The organism is Paraburkholderia phymatum (assembly GCF_040965635.1).
Lineage (GTDB): Bacteria > Pseudomonadota > Gammaproteobacteria > Burkholderiales > Burkholderiaceae > Paraburkholderia > Paraburkholderia phymatum_B.
In genome coordinates, this window is sequence record NZ_JBFRCH010000003.1 from 194,787 (window position 1) to 214,682 (window position 19,896).

Here is a 19,896-nt window from a genome sequence, read left to right on the forward strand (position 1 = left end):
GGCTGACTATACATGATGCTCTCGTGCGATCCGCGCGACCAGTGGTAAGTGATCCGATGCAACACGCGCAAGCATGCTGCGTTGCACATGCACGTCGAGCAGGCGGCTCGCAGGGTGCATCCAGATGCGGTCGAGCGCGAACACGGGAAAGCGCGACGGAAACGTGCGCGGTGCGGGCGCGGCGCGAAAGTGCGTGACGAGCATGCGCAGCGCGTGGCCCCAGACGAACCATTCGTTGATGTCGCCCATCAGGATCACGGGCATGCGCGGCGTGTCGAACGCGGCGATCAGCGCGCGGATCTGCGCGCGGCGTTCGCGCGCGGACAGACCCAGATGCGTCGCGACGACGCGCAGCGCGCCGGGCAGGCCGTTCACGCAGCTTCTTTCCACATCCACATCCACATCGAGCGCGCCGCGCGCCTCGCGCTTGCCGAACGACAGATCGAGCGCGCGTGTCGCGCGAATCGGCAGGCGGCTCAGGATCGCGTTGCCATAGCGGCGCTCGGGCGTATCGAGCGTCGGACCCGCGATGGCCTCCATACCCGTCGTTTCGCGCAAGATCGGCAGCGCATTCGGCGCGAAGCTGCCGCCGAGCGGGACTTCCTGCAATGCAACGACGTCCGCGTCGAGTTCGGCGATCACGGCGGCGATCCGCTCGGCCGAACGCACGCCGTCCGTGCCGATCGCGCCGTGAATGTTGTACGTGGCAATACGCAACGCCTGCGCGTCGACATGGGGCGCAGCGTCGGGTGCTTCGGCGTGCTGGTTCGTTAGCGTGTCGTTCATGTGCGGCGCGCGAAGAGACGATGCAAGGCAATCGACAGTCCGATCAACGCCGCGCCGATCAACGCGACGAGTCCGAGCCCGGCCGCCGTCGGATGCCGGACGGCGGCTACCAGTTGATGCGCGAAGGTCGTCGCGAGCGCGATGCCGGGCGCCATGCCGAGCGCCGTGCCCACGAGAAAATCGCGCAGCCCGATATGCGACGCGCCCGCCGCGAGATTGATCACGGTGAACGGCGCGACGGGGACGACGCGCAGCACGATCATCGCGGCGAGGCCTCGTTTGCCGAGCTTTTCGCTGATGCGGTTGAGACGGCTGCCCGCGAGCCGTCGCACCGCGTCGTGACCGAGCGACGCGCCCGCGTAGTACGTGATGAACGCCGAGATCATCGTGCCCGTGAACGCGTAGGCGCTGCCCGCGAGCGCGCCGAACACGAAGCCGCTCACGGCGATCAGCAGCGTGACGGGCACCGACACGCTTGCGGCGATCGCATACACCGCGACGATCGCAAGCGGGCCGAGACGCGACGCATGCAACTGCTGCGCGCCGTGCACGAGCGCCGAAAAACTGATCGCGTCGCGAAGCGGCGTGAAGCGCCACAGCACGGCGAGCACGACGACGATCAACGCCAGCGCGCCGAACGCGAGCAGCTTGCCCGTCAGCGGACGGCTGCGCTCTTCGGGCAGAAAGTGCTGCACGAGCTCATGCGGCGCAACGGGTGCTTCGGCATCGAGCACCGACACGCGGGCCGCGAGATCTTCGAGGTCGCCGGATACGACGGGATCGAGCGGCATTAGCGTGCGCTTGCCGTGGCGCAGCGCGGCAATGGCCTCGTTGAGGCGCTGCGTGTCGAGCGCGCGCCGCACATCGTCGGGCGACACGTCGAGATGCTCGGCAAGCAGGCGATTGCGCACCGACGCGATGGCCGCTTGCACGCGCGGCTCGCCACGCGCGTCGAGTGCGATGTTGCATTCGGTGTCGAGCACCATCGAGCGGTTGTTCAGATTCGCGCTGCCGACGATCAGCAGTTCGTCGTCGACGATCATCAGCTTGCTGTGCACGTTGATGATCTGTCCGCTGATGCCGCCGATGGTCGGCGCGTACATCGCGTAACGTCCGTGGCCGTCGGCGCGCTTCAGCGATTCGTGCAGCTTCGCGCGCAGCACGCCCATCGTCGCGTCCTGAAGCCAGCCGCTTTGCCGCTCGGGGCCGACCACGGCGATGTCCGGGGCGTCGCTGTCGGCAAGACGCGCGACGAGGCTCGCGCCGACGCGGCTCGCTGTGAAGTACTGGTTCTCGATGTAGACGCTGCGTGTCGCGGCTGCGATCGCATCGAGATACAGCTGCTGGATCTGCGCGACGACGGGCCTTCCTTCGTATGCAGGCTCCGTCAGAGAGATGCCGAGCTCGACGTCTTCGATATCGGGGGCCACATTGGCGGGCCAGATGTCCGCGCGATCGTTCGCATCGTTCGCTTGATGTGCCTGATGCGCTTGATGCGCTTGATGCGCTTGATGCGCTTGATGCGCTTGATGCGCTTGATGCGCTTGATGCGCTTGATGCGCTTGATGCGCTTCGTGCATCGAGGCAAGCGAGAGGTCGAGCGGCTTGCCCGTCGCGCGCTGCCAGCGCTCGCGCACGAGCACGCTGATGGCGCGCGCGGCATCGCCGTCGAACATCGCCTGCACGTCGTGCATCGGCTGATAGCGCGCATCGTCGGCATTGCGGCGCAGCGGCGAGTCGGGGTCGTGCGCGGGCGTGTCCCAGCGCGAACGCGTGAGGTCGATGCCGCCCGCGAAGGCGAGCGCGTCATCGATGACGACGATCTTCTGATGATGCGACGCGCCAAGCGGATGCCGTCCGTCCTGGCGAAAGCGGATGCGCCGATGCGTGCGCCAGCCCATCTTGTACACGGGGAGCCATTCGCGTTCGAACGCGTAGAGCATCGCGAAGTCCCACGCGAGAATGTGGATGCGCAAGTGGTGGTTCTTTTCCGCGAGTGCGCAGAGGAAGTCCGCGAGCCCTGCGGGCAGATCGTCCTGCGGCTCGCCGGGGACGAGCTTCAGGCGGCTGTCGATATCCCATCCGACGATGTAGATCGAGTGGTTCGCGCGCATCATCGCGGCCCGAAGCGTCGAGAAGTAATCGGCGGCGTCGACCAGGATGCGGAAGTGGTCGGCATTTTCTCGCTGCTGGCAGTTGCGCGTGGGACGGAGCAGCGAGTGTGCGCCGTTTCGAGAAGGCAATTGTGGTGTGACGTTGAGGGCCTGATTCATCGGTGCGCTGTGCGTTTTGTCGAAATCCTCGCTTCGTATTGCGGGTCATGAAACGACATCGGATCAAGCAAGTCCCATTCCTCTATCACGCTCTGCGACAACGAGCATGACGACGCGCACGACAGGAACACCGCTTGCCGCAACAGAAAAGGCACGTAGCAGCAACCAACGAAAGGAGGTCGCACGTGAATCAGAAGTCGACACAGAACCAACCCGCGAATCCTCGCCAACCGAATCGCGATGGCGGTCAGCAACAGCAAAATCAGAAGCCGCCTCCACATCAGGGCGGGCAGCGTCAACCGTAACGCAACGGCGTGCGCGCAGCCGCGCCACGGGCAGCATAGCGCCGCATGCAAAGCTTTCAGCCGGGCATGTAGATCTTCCAGCACCGGCGCAAGCAGTAGAAGGAGCACCCACATGGATCACACTCAAAAGACCAAACCACGCGATCAGCCGAAGAGAGGCACGACGACTGAGCCTGGCGAGCCGACGGAGACGATGAAGGACACCACGCCGCAACGGTCGAATCCTCATCCGAAGCAAACGGCGGAGGTACCGCTCGGCACGGGCGATCATCCGGAACCGCCGGGCGGCGGCGGACGTCCTTCGCATCGCGCGGCGTCGACGAAACGGCACGACGAGTAGTCCTTCACGACATCGCTTCAATTTCATCCATCGCATTGCGCTTCGCACCATGATGCGGGGCGCAATGCGCTCGCGTGCCTCTCACGCGTCCATCACGCGTCCATCACGGCGATTCCGCAAGCCTGATCGCGTCCGCGATGTCCAGCGGTTTGCGCATCGCTTCGCCCAGCGCGCCGATCTGCGCATCGCGATTGCAGCCCACCGCGGCAACCAGTCTTCCTTTCTCGGCGAGCAACGCGATGAATTCGAACGTATCGGGCGTACCCGCGAAGATCGTCTCGTCCCAATGCCGCGCGTGGCCGACATAGTTGAAGTTCTTGCCGAAGTGATAGGTCCAGAAGAACGGCACGAGCGGTTCGCCCGGGGGCAGCCCCAGCATTGCGCGCGCGGCGAGGCGGGCATGCTGTTGCGCGACGCGCCAGTGTTCGATTCGCACGCGTTCGCCGCCAAGCGCCTGCAATTCGAAGCGCGCGACGTCGCCTGCTGCGTACAGATCATCCGTTACGCGCATCGACGCATCGGCATTGAGGCTCCCGTCGTCGTTGCGCGTCACGCCTTCGATGAAACCCGTCGCGGGCGTAACGCCCATCCCGACGATGATGAAATCGCACGACAAGGTATCGCGGTTGTCGAGCGTGACGCGCAACGCGCCATCGTCGGCTTCGCTGCGCTCGACGGCCTGCGCGCGGCGTCCCATCCGGAAGCGCACGCCATGCGCGTCGTGCAGCCGCATGAAAAGCCTGCCGAGATCCGGGCCGAACTGCCTCTCGAAGGGCACGTTTCCGGGTGAAACGATCGTCACGCGCAGCTTGCGCTCGCGCAGCGCCGACGCCACTTCCAGCCCGATGAAGCTCGCGCCCAATACGACAGCATGCTCGCATTGCGCAGCCGTTTCGACGAGCCTTCGTGCATCGTCGCGATTGCGCAGCAGACGAATACGCTCCGCAACGCCGTCGTCGTCGATGCCTTGCAACAACGGACGCTTCGGCACGCCGCCCGTTGCGACGAGTGCCGCGTCGTAGCGAATGGACGGCGCGCTGCCGATATCGATGCGCCGCGCGCTTGCATCGAGTGCCGTGACGTCGGCCTGAATCGCGTCGATCGCATGCGTCGCGAAGAAATCGTCGGGCAAGAGCGGCGGAATGTCGTCGGGCGGCATCTCGCCGGACGGCACGAATTTGCTCAGCACCGTGCGGTCGTAGGGCGTGCGCGGCTCGCGGTCGATCAGCACGATGCGTCCCGCAAAACCGAATTCGCGCAGCGCAGCACACGCAGCGGCGCCCGCCGCGCCCGCGCCGACGATCGCGAATGTACGTTTGTCGGAAGAAGCAGAGGCCGAACGCGCATCCGGCTGGGGCTCCGGCGTGTTGCTGACGAGCACGTCGTCATCTGCGAGATGCACGGGGTAGCGCATCAGCGGCAGCAGCGCAGGCGGCTCGATGATCGCGCCGCTCGCGATGTCGAACGTCGCCTTGTGCCATGGACACACCAGTCGCCCATTGCACAGCGCGCCCTCTTCGAGCGGCGCGCCTGCATGCGGACATTCCGCGCTGAGTGCATGGACGGCTTTGCCCGAACGGATCAGCAGAATGGGCGTGCCATCTGCGTCGACGCGTTTCATGCCGCTAGCGAGATCGGAGAGCCGGGCCACCTTCTGCATGTCGCTGGTATGAGTCATCGTCTTCCTCATTCGGGTCCGCGGCGCAGCCGTGCGATGCGTCGATCCACTTCCTTTCCGCAAGCGCCATGCCGTACAAGATTTCGAATGCGCAGCGGGCGCGCATGTGCGAATGCAGCACGGCGCACGCATGTCATCGCGAGCACGACGCACGCGCAAAATGGGCACATCGCTTGCGTGCAGTTCGCTCGCGCCGGCATTTGTCAGTTGCGCCCCAACACAGCGCGATGCCGTCGCCTGGTTTTGCCACGGAGGAACAGATGAACGACATCGGCCACGATCCGTTGCGGCGCGCCGCGCCCGCTGCGTGGTACATCAACAGCGCACTGCGTCTGAACGACGAGGAACCGGACGCAGAGTCCGAGCCACCGATGCGCTTGCGCTATGCGCTCGTGCCCGCACTGGAGCGCTATCTCGCGACCGTGCGCTACGCCGATGAGAATTCCGCGAGCCGTGCCGCGACGCTCGATGCGCTGCGCGCTCGCGGCATGGACTGGCTGCCGCTTCCGGGGCGTGGCGAAACGGCGACGCGCTGGCGCGGCCTCGCGGCCGTCGCGGCGTGCGACCTGTCGCTCGTGAAGCTCTACGAGGGCCACACCGATGCGCTCGCGATTCTCGCGGAACTTCAGCGCGCCGAACTCGCTGATGACGGCCGCTGGGCCGTGTGGGCCGCCGAGCCGCCCGACCACAAACTGATGGCGCGCGAGGCAGGCGGCGACGCGTTGACGCTCGAAGGCATCAGGCCGTGGTGCTCGGGCGCGCAGCACGTGACGCATGCGCTGGTGACGGCATGGCGCGGCGGCGAGCCGGTGTTGGCCGCCGTCCAACTGTCGCAACCCGCGATCACGGTCCATATCAGCGGCTGGCAAGCCGTCGGCATGCGCGCGACGGGCACGGGCGCGGTGCGCTTCGATGGCGCGCGCGCCGTCAAGGTCGGCGGGGCGGGCGCGTATCTCGCGCGTCATGGCTTCTGGCACGGTGGCGCGGGCATCGCAGCGTGCTGGTATGGGTGCGCAGCGGCGCTCGCGTCGGTGCTGCGCGGCAGTGTCAGACGCCACGCCGATCCGCGTGCGCGCGTGCATCTCGGCGCCGTCGATGCCGAACTGTCAACCGTCGCCGCGCTGTTGCGCGAGTCGGCTGCATGGATCGACGAACATCCGCGCGATGACGCGCGGCAATGCGCGCTGCGCGTGCGTGTCGCCGTCGAACAGGCGGCCGCGCGGGTGATGGAGCACGTGTCGCGCGCGCTCGGCGCTGTGCCGTTCTGCACACACGGATGGTTCGCGCACGCGATCGCCGATCTGCCCGTGTTCCTGCGGCAGAGCCACGCGGAACGCGATGAATGCGCGTTGGGGAAGTTGCTGCTCGATGACGAAGACGCGGGCGAGCACTGCAAGCTCGCTCACGAATGAAGCCTGAATGCGGTGTGGATCGGGCGCGAACGAAGCGCACATTCGCGCCGCGATACAAACGATGGCGCGCGATGCGTTCTCGCGCGTACGTGAACGCGACGGGCATCGACATGTTCATGGCGCAAACGTCGGCGTGTCGGCGCTCGCCTGTTTCCGCGCGGGCGGAGTTACGCCGCTTGCATGCAGTGAGGATGCGGCGCTCGTCGCGACGGGCGCGCGGATCGCGTGAAGCGCGGCGCCACGCCTAGTGACGGGCGCGCGGATCGCGTCGAGAGTGAGGTCGGGTTCGGCGATACGCTGACTGCGCTTGCCGCGCCGTGAACGCCTGTTGCGTTGCGCGGCTCAGGCCTTATCGATGGGAGCCGGCCGTTGCCGCCGCCGCATAGCGCGCGAGAAACATATCGGCCGAAGTCTCCGCAATTGCCTTCTGCCCGGCGGCCGTCAGCGGCGGCTGTCCCATCGTCACCTGAGGCCAGAACGCGAAGCCCTTCACGAGGCTTTGAAGCTGCTGCGCGGCAAACGCGGGATCATGCGTCGCGAGGCGGCCATCGGCGGTCGCTGCGCGTATCCAGACGGTCAGTCCTTCTTCGCGCTCGCCGATGCGCGCGACCATGTCCCGCGCGCGCTCCGGCGAATGAATGCCCGCCGCGATCGCGACCCGCGCAAGTGACATGAACGCCTCGTCGCTCAGCAGCCGCATCTTCTGCGCAAGCAATTCGAGCAACTGCGGACGCAGCGGTGCGTCCGCGCGATAGCCGGGCGATTCGCCCGCCGCGCTCGCGTCCCATAGCCGCTGAAGAATCGCTGCGAAGAGCGCTTCCTTGCTGGGGAAATGGTTGTAGACCGTGCGCTTCGACACGCTCGCGCGCGCCGCAATGCGGTCCATGCTGGTGGCCTCGAAACCGGATGCGCGAAATTCGTCGATGGCCGCTTCGATCACGGCCGCGCGCTTGCGATCGGTCAGACGTTGTGGGGTGTCGCTGTCGTCCATCCGTCGATTTTACACCGACGGGTTTACTTTTTGAGATAATAAACTACACTGTGCAGTCTACCTTTGACTACATCACGCTTCGAATGAACTCGATCATCGGCCACCTCAGTCAGATTCTGGGTTTCGCGGCGGCGGAGCGCGGGCGCGCGCTGTCCAGCATGTCGCCGCAGCACGACGGGCAACGCTTTCGCAACGTGAAGCCGCGGCCCGCGCAAGGATTGCGCAAGACGCTGCGCATCATGTGGAATGTGCTGCTCAACAAGCCCGACGGCACTGTGCCTTCCGGCTCGCTGCCCGTCGATCCGCTGACGCGCGAGGACCTCGACGCCGCGCCCGACAGGAGCCTGTTCCGGCTCGGCCATTCGACGCTGCTGCTCAAGCTGCGCGGTCAGTTCTGGCTGACGGACCCCGTCTTTGCTGAGCGCGCGTCGCCGTTCAAGCGGATGGGGCCGAAGCGCTTCCATGCGCCACCCATCGCGCGCGACGCGTTGCCGCCGCTGCGCGGCGTGATTCTTTCGCACGATCATTACGATCATCTGGATCGCGAGACGGTGCTCGCGCTCGCCGGAACGACGGGCGTGTTTCTGACGCCGCTCGGCGTCGGCGACCGGCTGATCGAGTGGGGCATCGATGCGTCGAAGGTGCGCCAGTTCGACTGGTGGCAAGGCGTCGAGATCGACGGCGTGCAGTTCACGGCGACGCCCGCGCAGCATTTCTCGGGGCGCAGCCTGTTCGACGGCAACAGCACGCTGTGGGCGTCGTGGGTCATCGTCGACGGCGACCTGCGCGTGTTCTTCAGCGGCGACACCGGCTACTTCGACGGCTTCAAGACGATCGGCGAGCGACTCGGGCCGTTCGACGTGACCTTGCTCGAAACGGGCGCGTACGACGCGCAATGGCCGTACGTCCACATGCAGCCCGACGATACCGTGCAGGCGCATATCGATCTGCGCGGCCGCTGGCTCGTCCCCATTCACAACGGCACGTTCGATCTGGCGATGCATCGCTGGCAGGAGCCGTTCGAGCGTGTCGTCGGACTCGCGGCCGCGCGCGGCATTGCGCTCGCGACGCCGCGCATGGGCGAACGGCTCCATCTGGCGTCGCCGCATCGGGGCGAGCGCTGGTGGCGCGAAGTCGTCGAAGTCGTGGAGGTGGCCCGTCTGCGCGAGCCATCGCGCCGACGCGTCGCGTGCAGGCCGGCGGGGCAGAGCAATACATGACGTTGGGCCCATGACGTTGAGCCGCTGCGCATAACGGCCGTAAAGCGAGGCGCCTTCTCTGCAAAGAGAGGCGCCTCTTCTTTTTGTCCGGCGAGTATGCGGTGCGTTTGCACACAGGCTCATGCAGCATCGGGCGAAGCGCGCTAAGGTATGCGTCAGTCTCGATCGAGCGCGCGCCATTGCGATGGCCGCGCAAGTCTTCAATGTCTATGGAGCGTCATCAGATGAGCGAAACCACGCAGTGCTGGATGGTCGAAGGCGCGCCGACGCCCGTCGGCCCGTTTTCACACGCGACGGAATCGGGTGGCTGGGTGTTCGTCACGGGCCAGATGCCCACGTCGCCCGACGACGATGCAGCGCCCTTGCCGGAAGGCGTCGCCGCGCAGACCAAACGCGTGATGGACAACCTCGTGCTGGTGCTCAAGGGCATCGGTCTGGGGCTGGAGCACGTGGTATCGGCGCGGATCTTCCTGACCGAGTTCAAGCGCGACTACGCGACGATGAACGCTGTCTACGCCGCGCATTTTCCGCCCGGCCGCCTGCCGGCGCGCACCTGCGTCGGCGTGACGGGACTCGCGCGCGATGCGCTCGTCGAAATCGATTTCATCGCGCGCCGTCCGGGTTGATGCCGCGTTGATATGCGCCGCGCGCCGAAACATCCGAGACCGCCGATGTCCGATTCCGTCGAACCGTCCACGCGGCGCGATTTCCTGCTACGCGCATCGATGGTGCCGTTCGCCATGTCCATTCCGTCATTTGACCACGCACAGCAAACGCCGATGCCGCGCGTCGAGCGCCGCGCGATTCCATCGACGGGCGAAGCGTTGCCCGTCGTCGGCTGCGGCACGTGGCGAACGTTCGACGTCGGCGACGACGCGAACGGCCAGGCGCGGCTTGCGCAAGTGCTGAACGTGCTGTTCGCGGCGGGCGGCTCGGTGATCGATTCATCGCCGATGTACGGCTCGTCGGAAGCCGTCGCGGGCACGCTGCTCACGCGGCTCGACGCGCATCGCAAGGCCTTCGTTGCGACCAAGGTGTGGACGCAGGGCCGCGAGGCGGGCATCGCGCAAATGGAGGAGTCGATGCGCCGTCTGCAGCAGCCGCGCATCGATCTGATGCAGGTGCACAACCTCGTCGACTGGCACACCCAGATCGCGACGCTGCGCGACTGGAAAGCGCGCGGACGCATTCGCTATATCGGCATCACGCACTACACGTCGAGTGCTTTCGACGAAGTCGCGAGCGTGATGCGCAGCGAGAAGCCCGACTTCGTGCAGATCAACTACGCCGCCGACGATCGCGACGCCGAAGCCCGCATCCTGCCGCTCGCGCACGATCTGGGCATCGGCGTCGTGATCAATCAGCCGTTCGGCGGGGGCGGGCTGCTGTCGCGCGTGATGAAGCAGCGGGTGCCCGCGTGGGCCGCCGATATCCGCTGCACGACATGGGCGCAGATCCTGCTGAAATTCGTGCTCGCGCAGCCGGCCGTGACCGTCGTGATTCCGGGCACGGGCCGGCCCGAATACATGAGCGACAACATTCACGCGGGCGTCGGACCGTATCCTGACAAGGCGATGTGCAAGCGGATCGTCGAAGCCATCGGCGCCTGATGTCTCACGAAGCGGACGAGGACGCGGACGCCTTCAGCAACACAGGGTCGCTGCGATAGACGTCAGGGAACATCTGCTTCAGCTCGTCGATCTTCGGCAGATCGTTGATCGCGATATACGGATAGTCGGGATGCCGCACGAGGAAATTCTGGTGATACGCCTCGGCGGGATAGAAGCCCTTGAATTCCTCGACTCGCGTGACGATCGGCGCGGAGAACACTTTCGCGTTGTTCAACTGTGCGATGTAGGCCTGCGCGATCGCGCGTTGCTGCGCGTTCTGCGGAAACACGGCCGACCGGTACTGCGTGCCGTGATCGGGGCCCTGGTAGTTCAGCTCGGTCGGATTGTGGACGACCGAAAAGAAGATCTGCAGCAGGCGGCCATAGGTAATCTGCGTCGGGTCATACGTGATGCTCACCGACTCCGCGTGTCCCGTGTCGCCACCGCTGACGGTCTCGTACTGCGCGGTGCCCGCCGCGCCGCCCGAATAGCCCGACGCGACCTGCTTCACGCCTTTCACGTGCTCGTACACGCCCTGGACGCCCCAGAAGCAGCCGCCTGCGAACACGGCCGTCTCCGTGTGCGCGCCGGCGGCTTTTTCGTCCTGCGCGGGCGGCGGAATCCTGACCGCCTGTTCCGCCGATGCGACGTGCTGCCAGGCGACGGCGCCCACGCCAAGTGCGATCAGCGCGATCACTCGGCCCGTCGATGTGCGGGTCCAACCGAATGCGCGGGTGATGAATGTCATGTTCATGGTGAGAGGTCCTCGAATACGCGTTGCTGGCGATTGGTTCATAGAAGCGCTGCGTGATCAGCCGAACGTGAACGCATAGGCTTCGACACCCGGATCGAGAAACTCGATCGCGAACGTGTGGTCGGCCACGTCGCCCGATTGACGCACGAGCTGATACAGCCGCTGTTCCGTGACGACGCCCGTGCCGTCGGCCTTCACGTCGGTGCCGCGCGCGTCGCCGGGAGCGGCGCCGTCGATCGTCACGCGAAAGCGCACCGGCTTGCCATCCGCGCCCGGGCCGAGCACCAGATGCAGGTCGCGCGCATGGAAGCGGTAGACGATGCGTCCGTCCGGCGCAGCGAGCGTCGCGTGCTCGGCGCCCACTTTCCAGGTGCCCGCGAGCCCCCAGTCGTTCACGCCGAGCTTCGACGGCGCGGCGTACGCATGCGCGCGGTCCGCGGCCGCGCCGCCCGGCGATACGAAGTTCTCGGCGCGTTCATAGCCGATGTACGTCTCCGGCGACTGCATGTCGTTGCCGTCGGCGGCCGCCTCGACGCCATTGGCACGCTGCGGGAGACCCGTCGTCACTTTCATCGCGTCGGGATGGCCTGCTTCCGCGAGCAGTTGCTGGATCACTTTCTCCGATTGCTCATATTCGCCTTCGCCGAAATGATGATGACGAATGCGCCCCTGCGCATCGACGAAATAGTGCGCCGGCCAGTACTGGTTGCCGAACGCGCGCCAGATCGCGTAGTTGTTGTCGATCGCGATCGGGTAATCGACGCCGAGATCGTGCGCTGCCTTCTTCACGTTGTCGATATTGCGCTCGAACGCGAACTCCGGCGCGTGCACGCCGATCACGACGAGCCCCATGTCGCGGTACTTCTGCGACCACGCCTTCACATACGGCAGCGTGCGCAGGCAGTTGATGCACGAATACGTCCAGAAGTCGATCAGCACGACCTTGCCGCGCAACTGCTCAGTCGTGAGCGGCGGCGAGTTCAGCCATTGCACGGCGCCTGTGAGCGGCGGCAGCGTGCCTTCGACGGGAAGCGGCGCGGCTGCCGCGGACGCCCGCATCATTGCGCCCGTAGCGGCTTCGTTGGTTTCGCCCGGCTTTGCGTTCGAAGCGTCGGCGGCGCGTTGCATTTCGTTCGCCGCGGTCGCAGCGATCGTCGCGTTCGTGTCGCTCGCGGCATTCGCGGATTTCATCGCGTTTCCCGTGCCTTTGGAGGGCGAGAGCGTGTCGATGAGATGCTGTTCGAGCCCGCCCGTCGCTACCGTCGACACGCGGGCGAGCACGCCCGTATCGAAGCCGAGCGCGATCGCGGCGACGCCCGCCAGCATCGCTGCGCCGATGCCGCGCCGCACCCATTCGCCCGCGCCGAGCGAGCGCTTCATCGCAGTGAATACGCGTCCGCCGATCAGCAATGCAACGGCGAGCGACGTCGCCGCGCCCGCCGCATAGGCGAGCAGCAGCAGCGTGGTGCCGACGCTCGCGCCGCGCAACGCCGCGCCCGTCAGCACGAGACCGAGGATGGGACCGGCGCACGGCGCCCACAGCAGGCCCGTCGCGATGCCGAGCAGAAACGACGCGCCGATGCGCGGCTTGTGCTCGTCGGACTGAGCCAGCGCGGAGAGCCGGTTGCCCGCGCTGACGAGCGGGTGCATCAGGCGATCGGCGAGACGCGGCATCAGCAGCGCCAGCCCGAACACGCCGAGCAGCACGATCGCGGCCCAGCGGCCGTACTGGTTCGCTTGCGTGACCCAGCCGCCGCCGATGGCCGCGAGCGTCGCGACGAGCGCGAACGTGAGCGCCATCCCGCCGAGCAGCGGCAGGCCGCTGCGCGCGAACGGCTGGTCGGCGCGCGCGAACACGAAGGGCAGCACGGGCAGGATGCACGGACTCAGGATCGTGAGCGCGCCGCCAAGGTAAGCAAGAACGATGAGTAGCATGATGGTTAGCCGATGGATCGTGCGGAATGAAGGCGTCGAGAGAACTCGTCGAATAAGGCGTCGAAATGGAAAAGGGCGTCAGGCGGCTTGCGGCGTGAAGGTCATCGCCAGGCCGTTCATGCAGTAGCGCAGCCCCGTTGGCTTCGGTCCGTCGTCGAACACATGGCCCAGATGGCCGCCGCAGCGTCGGCAGTGCACTTCCGTGCGGACCATGCCGAACGAGCCGTCCTCGCGCGTCGCGACGGCGTGATCGAGCGGCGCCCAGAAGCTCGGCCAGCCGGTGTGGCTTTCGAACTTCGTGCGCGACGAGAAAAGATCGAGCTTGCAGCCGGCGCACACGAACACGCCGCTGCGATGCTCGTCGTTCAACGGGCTGCTGTATGGGCGCTCGGTGCCTTCCTCGCGCAGCACGTGATACTGCGCGGGCGTGAGCATCTGCCGCCATTGCGCGTCCGTATGCGTGACTTCGAAGCGCCCGGCCGTACTGCCATTTTCCCCGTCGCCGGCGTGTGCCGTGTCGGCGGCGAACACGCGCCACTGCGTGAGCGCGGCCAGCGCGGCGAGCGCGCTGCCGCCCGATAAGAGGAACTGCCTGCGGCTTTTCATCGTGTGCTCCTTCGTGCAACTCGACTGAACGTGGCCGTAGCGTAAGTCCACCCTGGTATCGGGGTCCTCACGGAAACTTAAATTAATTGTGATAACTCGGCGGCCGAAAATTCTGCACAATGTCTACACCTGTAAACGTTGCAATGCAGTGTTTAATCCAGCTTTTCGTTCCGCCAGCCGCTTGTGTGAAAGGCGGGTTTCAGCGGCCATGGCCGCCTCCAATCAAGCAAGCCGATGGACCATCCGAAGCGCGTACTGATCGTCGAAGACGATGTCGATATAGCGAATGTGCTGAGCCTGCATCTGCGGGACGAGCGCTATGAAGTCGTCCATAGCGCCGACGGCAACGAAGGCCTGCGGCTCTTGGAGCAGGGCAACTGGGATGCGCTGATCCTCGACCTGATGCTGCCGGGCGTCGACGGTCTGGAGATTTGCCGGCGCGCCCGCGCGATGGCGCGCTATACGCCCATCATCATCACGAGCGCGCGTTCGAGCGAGGTGCACCGGATACTCGGCCTCGAACTCGGCGCCGACGACTATCTCGCGAAGCCGTTTTCCGTGCTCGAACTGGTCGCGCGCGTGAAGGCGCTGCTACGTCGCGCCGATGCGATGGCAAAGGACGCGCGGATGGAATCGGGCAGCCTGAATCTCGCGGGTCTGTTCGTCGATCCGCTCACGCGCGAAGCGAGCGTCGACGGAAAGCGGATCGAGCTGACGCCGCGCGAGTTCGACCTGCTGTACTTTTTCGCGAGCCGTCCCGGCAAGGTCTTCTCGCGGATGGACCTGCTCAATGCCGTATGGGGTTATCAGCACGAAGGCTACGAGCACACGGTGAACACGCACATCAACCGGCTGCGCGCGAAGATCGAGGCCGATCCCGCCGAGCCGACGCGCATCCTCACGGTATGGGGACGCGGCTACAAGTTCGTCGCCGATCCCGCCGCACGCGAAGGAGAAGCGCCGTGAACCTGTCGTTGACGCAACGGCTGTTGCTGGTGTTTTCCGTATTGCTGCTCGCGTGCTGCGGCGCGTCGGCGTGGCTGCAGATCCGTTCCAGCGATTTGCACGAAAAGGAAGTGATACAGAGCCTGTCGCGCGATCTCGCGTCGCATATTGTGCTCAATCCCGCCCTCAATCCGGCGCTCTCCGGCGACAGCGGCGGCGCGGCGCGCAAGGACGCGCTGCGGCAGATCTTCGGGCAGCTGATGGTGGTCAATCCGAGCGTCGAAGTGTATCTGCTCGATCAGGACGGGCACATCGAAGGCGACGATGCGCCCGCCGGCCATCTGAAGCGGATGCAGGTCGACGTTGCCCCTGTGCGCAAGTTCGTCGCGGGCGACCCGCTGCCGATACTCGGCGACGATCCGCGCAGCGTCGACGGCCGCAAGGTGTTCAGCGCGGCGCTGCTGCCGCATGCGGATAACCGGCCGCCCGGCTACATCTACGTCGTGCTGCAAGGCGAAGCGCACGACGAGCTTGCGGCGCGCTTCAGGGCAAGCTCGGTGTTGCGCACGACGTTGTGGTCGATGGGCGTCGTCGCGCTGTGCGGCCTCGTCGCGGGCGTGGTGGCGTTCGGGCTGATCACGCGGCCGCTGCGACGTCTGACGGACGCGATGCGCAAGTTCGACGCGAACGGCGAGCCGGATGCGCAGCCTCCCGTTTCCGCATCGGGTGGTGCCGCTGCGCGCGTCGCGCCGTCCCGTTCGCGCGACGAGATCGCGACGCTCGAATCGACGTTCGCGCAAATGGCCGAGCGCATTGGCCAGCAATGGCGCGCGCTGACGAAGCAGGACCAGGAGCGGCGCGAACTCGTTGCGAACATTTCTCACGATCTGCGCACGCCGCTCACTTCGCTGCACGGCTACCTCGAAACGCTGTCGATGAAAGCGGATTCGCTGAGCGACACGGAGCGCAAACGTTATCTCGCGATCGCGCTCGCGCAAAGCGTGAAGGTCGGCAAGCTCGCGCAGTCGTTGTTCGAGCTTGCGCGTCTCGAGCACGGCAACGTGCAGCTCGCGCTTGAGGACTTTTCGCTCGTCGATCTGGTGCAGGACGTGTTCCAGAAGTTCGAGCTGTCGGCGGAGGCGCGGCGCATCCGGTTGCGCGCGGGCATCGCGCCGCGACTGCCGAACGTGACGGCGGACCTCGGCATGATCGAGCGCGTGCTGACCAATCTGCTCGACAACGCGATCCGTCACACGCCCGATGACGGTGCCGTCGATGTCGATCTCGCGGTGCGCGACGGCAAGGTGTCGGTGACGGTGAGCGACACGGGGCCCGGCATTCCCGCCGATGTGCGCGAGGGCCTGTTCCAGCGGCCGTTCACGTCGGGCGGCGCGCATCGCGGCGGACTCGGCCTGCTGATCGTCCAGCGCATGCTGCAACTGAACGACAGCCAGATACGGCTCGTCGAGCGCGAAGGGGCAGGCACGACGTTCTGCTTCGAGCTGCATCCGGCGGGCACCGCGCAGAAGGGCGGACGCGTGGCCGTATCCGCGCAGTGAGCGCTATGACAGCGTAAAGCGCGCGCAGCCTGCATCGCGTGCTTTACGGGAAAACGCGCGGAAAACGCACGAAAACGCGCGGCAAAAGCAAAAACAAACGCGGGTTTAAAACACTCGCGAAATATCGCGCCGTTAAAATCCTCTGAAAATAGCAGTTGAAAAGTTGGAGCGCTTTAATCGTTAACGACGGGTTAAAGATGTGCTCGCCCGCGCCGTTATCAGCGTGTACACGCCGGCAAGCCTATTTTTGGCGCGCGCGATTCCAGCTAGACTGCTGTTCCTTCACCTGAAGATTTCGTCACGCATCGTTCACACGCGACGCGACGCCGTGTTCCCGCGACGCTCGCCGGCGCAACGCCGGCAACGAGCGCATCGCGTGGATCGCGTCTGACGAAAGCCGGTTTGAAGCGTGGTTTGGAGTGCATCGAACACGAATCGCAAAAAGGAAAACGAAATGCGGTGGTGCTGCTCATGTGTCTCACGGCGAAGCGTGCTCTCGAGCATCGCATGCACCGACGCGCATCGAAGGCATTTCGTTGACTCGGTCATCCTTTTCGTCTGCAGCTTTCTGCTGATCGCGCACGCGAGCGCCGGCGAAAACGTGCTGCGCGTGCTCGCATGGCCGGGCTATGCCGATGCCGACGTCGTCAAGACATTCGAAGACCGCTATCACGCGAAAGTCGAAGTCACGCTCGTCGATTCCGACGAAGCGCTCTGGGACAAGATGCATCAGGGCTCGCAGCCGCAATTCGACGTGCTCGCGGCGAATACGGCCGAAATCCAGCGCTACGCGCACGAGAACCTGCTCGCGCCGCTGGATCTCGCGCGCTTGCCGAACACGAGCCGTCAGTTGCCGCGCTTTCGCGCGCTCTCTTCGATCGAAGGGCTCACGAATCAAGGCAACGTCTACGCGATTCCGTTCACGTATTCGACGATGGGCCTGATCTACGACCGCAAGCAGGTGAGCGTCGCGCCGCATTCGATGAACGAATTGTGGAATCCGCGCTATCGCGGCAAGGTACTCGACTACAACAGCGCGCAGCACAATTTCTCGTTCACGGCGCTCGCGCTCGGCTATTCGAATCCGTTCCAGCTGAACGGCGCGCAGATCCAGACGATCACCCGCAAGCTCGTCGATCTGCGGCGCAATCTGCTCACCTACTACAACCTGCCCGAGGAAGCCGCCGCGTATTTCGTGCAGCACAAGGCCGCGCTGATGTTCGGCAACTACGGCACGCAGCAGGTCGAACTGCTGCGCCGCGCGGGCGCCGACGTCGGCTATGTGATTCCCGACGAAGGCGTGCTCGCATGGCTCGACTGCTGGTCGATGACGACTGCGGCCGCGAACCGGCCGCTCGCGCTCGCGTGGATCAACTACATGATCGAACCCGGCGTGAGCCAGCTGCTGACGCAGCGCCAGGGGCTCGCGAACACGCTCACCGAGCCGCCCGAAAGCACGGGCAAGAGCCACATCATCTGGATCGAGCCCGTCGAGGACATCCAGAAGCGCGAGGCGCTGTGGAGCCGCATCGTATCGGGCGACCGCCCGGAGCGTTTCTGATCATGCGCCAGGGTCTCACGTTCAAGCTCTCGGTACTGCTCGCGCTGATCGGCGTGCTCGCGTCGGGCACGACGGGCTTCTACGCGTATCAGGCAAACCGCACGATGCTCGTGCGCGAAGCCGAGCGCAGCCTGCTCACGTCGACGGAACTGCTCGGCCAGCGCTTCACGGTGGCCATCAGCGATATCGCCGCCGACGCGCTCGTGCTGTCGACGATGCCATCGTCAGCGGCTGTCGCGATCAGCGACGACGGCACGTCGCCGGAAAACCCGATGCGCGACCGGCTCGCGCAGGTGTTCACGAGCTTCATCGCGCAGCATCCGGAGTATCTGCAAGTGCGGCTCATCGCGCGCAATCACTACGGGCTGGAGCTGATCCGCATCGATCGCGAAGCGGGCGGCACCGTGCGCGTGCAGGAAAGCGCGCTGCAGGAAAAAGGCCAGTTCGCGTATGTATTCGATACGCTCGCGCTGACGCCGGGGCGCATCTACATTTCGCCGATCGCCGTCAATCACGAGCACGGCGCGCATGCGGCGGAGGGCAAGCCGACACTGCGGGTCGGCACGCCCGTCGCCGATCCGCACGGCGACGTGGTCGGCGCGGTCGTCATCGACGTCGATCTCGCGAGCCTGCTGCGGCTCTCGCAGGCCGATCTGCCCGCCGACTATCAGGTCTATCTCGCGAACGAGTGGGGCGACTTTCTCGTGCATCCCGATCCTTCGCAGACCTTCGGCTTCGACAAGGGCCGGCGCGTCTTCATGCAGGACAGCTTCGCGGCGACGAAACCGCTTTTCGATCAGTCGACCCAGCCCGTGCTGATGAACGGGCTGTCGCGGCCGAAAGAAGCGCATGGACATGTCTACGCATTCGTGCGCCGGCCATTCGGCAAATCGCAGGGCAACCGCTTCATCGTGCTCGGACTCGCGAAGCCGCTGCACGACGTGCTGACGGGCGCGAACATGCTCGGCGACCGCATCGTGCGCATGGTGCTGATCTTCAGCGCGTTCGCGATCCTGCTCGCGATTCTCTTTGCACGCGCGCTGACGCGTCCGCTGCATCTGCTCGCGGACGCGGCGACCCACTTCTTCTCCGAGCACGCGATGATGGCGCTGCCGCTCAAGCGCACCGACGAAATCGGCGTGCTCGCGCGCTGCTTCGACCGGATGCGGCGCGAAATCCATTTGCAGATGGACGAGTTGCACAGCAAGCAGCACGAGCTGACGCATCTCGCGAGTCACGATGGACTCACGGGTTTGCCGAACCGGATGCTGTTCATGCAGAAGCTGCAGGAAGCGATCGACGAGGCGAAGGCGAACGGCGAGCGGCTCGCCGTATTGTTCATCGATCTGAACCGCTTCAAGCAGATCAACGACGAGTACGGCCACTCGGTCGGCGACGACGTGCTCGCGATCGTCGCGCGGCGTTTGCTGCACGTGCTGTATAGCGGCGATATGGTCGCGCGGCTGGGCGGCGACGAGTTCATCGTGCTGGTGAAGGGCGAGCGCTCGGCCGATGCGGCGCCCGCGATCGCGGCGCGCATCGTGCGCACGCTCGACGACGAAGTGATGGTCGGCGATCGTCACATAGCCGTCGGCGCGAGCATCGGCATCAGCCAGTTTCCAACGGACGGCGACTCGGCCGAAACACTCCTGCTCAACGCGGATGCCGCGATGTATGCGGCGAAATCGGGCGGCTCGGGCGCGTGGATCTCGTATCAGGAAGTGCTCGCGCTGCAACGCGCGCGAGCCGGGCGCGACATGCCGCCTGGCCAGAGCGCGTCCGCCAGGGCCGAGAGCGCCGCAGACGGGGCCGATGTAATCGCTTGAGCCTTCGCGCGAGCCTTTGCACGAGGTAAATCACGGGATCTTCGCGCCGCGTGGCGGCACGCTTCTTGCGGATGGCTTGCGTGTCGAAGCGAGAA

At 65.6% G+C, this 19,896-nt stretch carries 17 protein-coding genes and 1 pseudogene; 10 read left to right on the forward strand and 8 right to left on the reverse strand.

What is annotated here, in order from left to right; translation table 11 throughout:
- Positions 1-6: 6 nt before the first annotated feature.
- From AB4Y32_RS07500 to AB4Y32_RS07510, 3 genes are read right to left on the reverse strand one after another with little or no spacing between them, the layout of a single operon-like run.
- Positions 7-786, reverse strand: a complete 780-nt coding sequence (locus AB4Y32_RS07500) for an endonuclease/exonuclease/phosphatase family protein (RefSeq protein ID WP_368720719.1) — start codon at positions 784-786, stop codon at positions 7-9.
- Positions 783-3,059 (reverse strand): VTT domain-containing protein, encoded by a 2,277-nt coding sequence (locus tag AB4Y32_RS07505; protein ID WP_368720720.1) that lies wholly within the window; start codon positions 3,057-3,059, stop codon positions 783-785. The genes AB4Y32_RS07500 and AB4Y32_RS07505 overlap by 4 nt, the downstream gene beginning before the upstream one ends.
- Entirely contained in the window at positions 3,056-3,478 is a 423-nt protein-coding gene (locus AB4Y32_RS07510; RefSeq protein ID WP_368720721.1) for a hypothetical protein, read from the reverse strand. The genes AB4Y32_RS07505 and AB4Y32_RS07510 overlap by 4 nt, the downstream gene beginning before the upstream one ends.
- Here AB4Y32_RS07510 and AB4Y32_RS07515 point away from each other — a divergent pair.
- A complete protein-coding gene (locus tag AB4Y32_RS07515) occupies positions 3,477-3,704 on the forward strand; it encodes a hypothetical protein (RefSeq protein WP_368721098.1) in 228 nt (75 codons plus the stop codon). The two genes, AB4Y32_RS07510 and AB4Y32_RS07515, sit on opposite strands and share 2 nt — an antisense overlap.
- Before the next feature lie 103 nt (positions 3,705-3,807).
- Here the strand turns inward: AB4Y32_RS07515 and AB4Y32_RS07520 are convergent, their stop codons facing one another.
- Positions 3,808-5,382, reverse strand: a complete 1,575-nt coding sequence (locus tag AB4Y32_RS07520) for an FAD-dependent oxidoreductase (protein ID WP_368720722.1) — start codon at positions 5,380-5,382, stop codon at positions 3,808-3,810.
- A gap of 260 nt (positions 5,383-5,642) precedes the next feature.
- On the opposite strand from AB4Y32_RS07520, the gene AB4Y32_RS07525 reads away from it, so the two are divergent.
- Together AB4Y32_RS07525 and AB4Y32_RS07535 are read left to right on the forward strand one after the other, a co-directional pair.
- Positions 5,643-6,794, forward strand: a complete 1,152-nt coding sequence (locus tag AB4Y32_RS07525) for an acyl-CoA dehydrogenase (RefSeq protein ID WP_368720723.1) — start codon at positions 5,643-5,645, stop codon at positions 6,792-6,794.
- A 91-nt stretch (positions 6,795-6,885) separates the two neighbouring features.
- A pseudogene (locus tag AB4Y32_RS07535) lies at positions 6,886-7,115 on the forward strand (glycosyltransferase); the annotation flags it as partial.
- Positions 7,116-7,143: 28 nt separating this feature from the next.
- On the opposite strand, the gene AB4Y32_RS07540 reads toward AB4Y32_RS07535, so the two are convergent.
- The gene (locus AB4Y32_RS07540) at positions 7,144-7,785 is read right to left on the reverse strand and encodes a TetR/AcrR family transcriptional regulator (protein ID WP_368720724.1); all 642 of its coding nucleotides are present in this window, start codon (positions 7,783-7,785) and stop codon (positions 7,144-7,146) included.
- An 83-nt stretch (positions 7,786-7,868) separates the two neighbouring features.
- Between AB4Y32_RS07540 and AB4Y32_RS07545 the strand changes: the two genes are divergently transcribed.
- The 3 genes from AB4Y32_RS07545 to AB4Y32_RS07555 all read left to right on the forward strand — a co-directional run bounded on the left by AB4Y32_RS07545 (position 7,869) and on the right by AB4Y32_RS07555 (position 10,615).
- Positions 7,869-9,005 (forward strand): MBL fold metallo-hydrolase, encoded by a 1,137-nt coding sequence (locus AB4Y32_RS07545; protein WP_368720725.1) that lies wholly within the window; start codon positions 7,869-7,871, stop codon positions 9,003-9,005.
- Between the two features lie 224 nt (positions 9,006-9,229).
- Positions 9,230-9,631 carry a RidA family protein gene (locus AB4Y32_RS07550; protein WP_368720726.1) on the forward strand — a complete coding sequence of 134 codons (402 nt, stop codon included), beginning with the start codon at positions 9,230-9,232 and terminating at the stop codon, positions 9,629-9,631.
- Positions 9,632-9,730: 99 nt separating this feature from the next.
- Entirely contained in the window at positions 9,731-10,615 is an 885-nt protein-coding gene (locus AB4Y32_RS07555) for an aldo/keto reductase (RefSeq protein WP_368721076.1), read from the forward strand.
- Positions 10,616-10,619: 4 nt separating this feature from the next.
- Here AB4Y32_RS07555 and msrA read toward each other — a convergent pair whose 3' ends face one another.
- From msrA to msrB, 3 genes are all read right to left on the reverse strand, one after another.
- Positions 10,620-11,369 carry a peptide-methionine (S)-S-oxide reductase MsrA gene (gene msrA, locus AB4Y32_RS07560; protein ID WP_368720727.1) on the reverse strand — a complete coding sequence of 250 codons (750 nt, stop codon included), beginning with the start codon at positions 11,367-11,369 and terminating at the stop codon, positions 10,620-10,622.
- 57 nt (positions 11,370-11,426) lie between these two features.
- The gene (locus tag AB4Y32_RS07565) at positions 11,427-13,304 is read right to left on the reverse strand and encodes a cytochrome c biogenesis protein DipZ (protein WP_368720728.1); all 1,878 of its coding nucleotides are present in this window, start codon (positions 13,302-13,304) and stop codon (positions 11,427-11,429) included.
- Positions 13,305-13,382: 78 nt separating this feature from the next.
- The gene (msrB, locus tag AB4Y32_RS07570; RefSeq protein ID WP_368720729.1) at positions 13,383-13,910 is read right to left on the reverse strand and encodes a peptide-methionine (R)-S-oxide reductase MsrB; all 528 of its coding nucleotides are present in this window, start codon (positions 13,908-13,910) and stop codon (positions 13,383-13,385) included.
- A gap of 234 nt (positions 13,911-14,144) precedes the next feature.
- Between msrB and AB4Y32_RS07575 the strand changes: the two genes are divergently transcribed.
- The 4 genes from AB4Y32_RS07575 (at position 14,145) to AB4Y32_RS07590 (ending at position 19,801) form a co-directional block, all read left to right on the forward strand.
- Positions 14,145-14,876: a response regulator transcription factor gene (locus AB4Y32_RS07575; protein ID WP_368720730.1), complete on the forward strand. Its 732-nt coding sequence runs from the start codon at positions 14,145-14,147 to the stop codon at positions 14,874-14,876.
- Entirely contained in the window at positions 14,873-16,414 is a 1,542-nt protein-coding gene (locus AB4Y32_RS07580) for an ATP-binding protein (RefSeq protein WP_368720731.1), read from the forward strand. The genes AB4Y32_RS07575 and AB4Y32_RS07580 overlap by 4 nt, the downstream gene beginning before the upstream one ends.
- Before the next feature lie 454 nt (positions 16,415-16,868).
- Positions 16,869-17,975, forward strand: coding sequence for a PotD/PotF family extracellular solute-binding protein (locus AB4Y32_RS07585; protein WP_368720732.1), 1,107 nt, complete (start codon positions 16,869-16,871; stop codon positions 17,973-17,975).
- Positions 17,975-19,801, forward strand: a complete 1,827-nt coding sequence (locus AB4Y32_RS07590) for a diguanylate cyclase domain-containing protein (RefSeq protein WP_368721077.1) — start codon at positions 17,975-17,977, stop codon at positions 19,799-19,801. Before AB4Y32_RS07585 ends, AB4Y32_RS07590 begins: the two co-directional genes overlap by 1 nt.
- Positions 19,802-19,896: the final 95 nt, after the last annotated feature.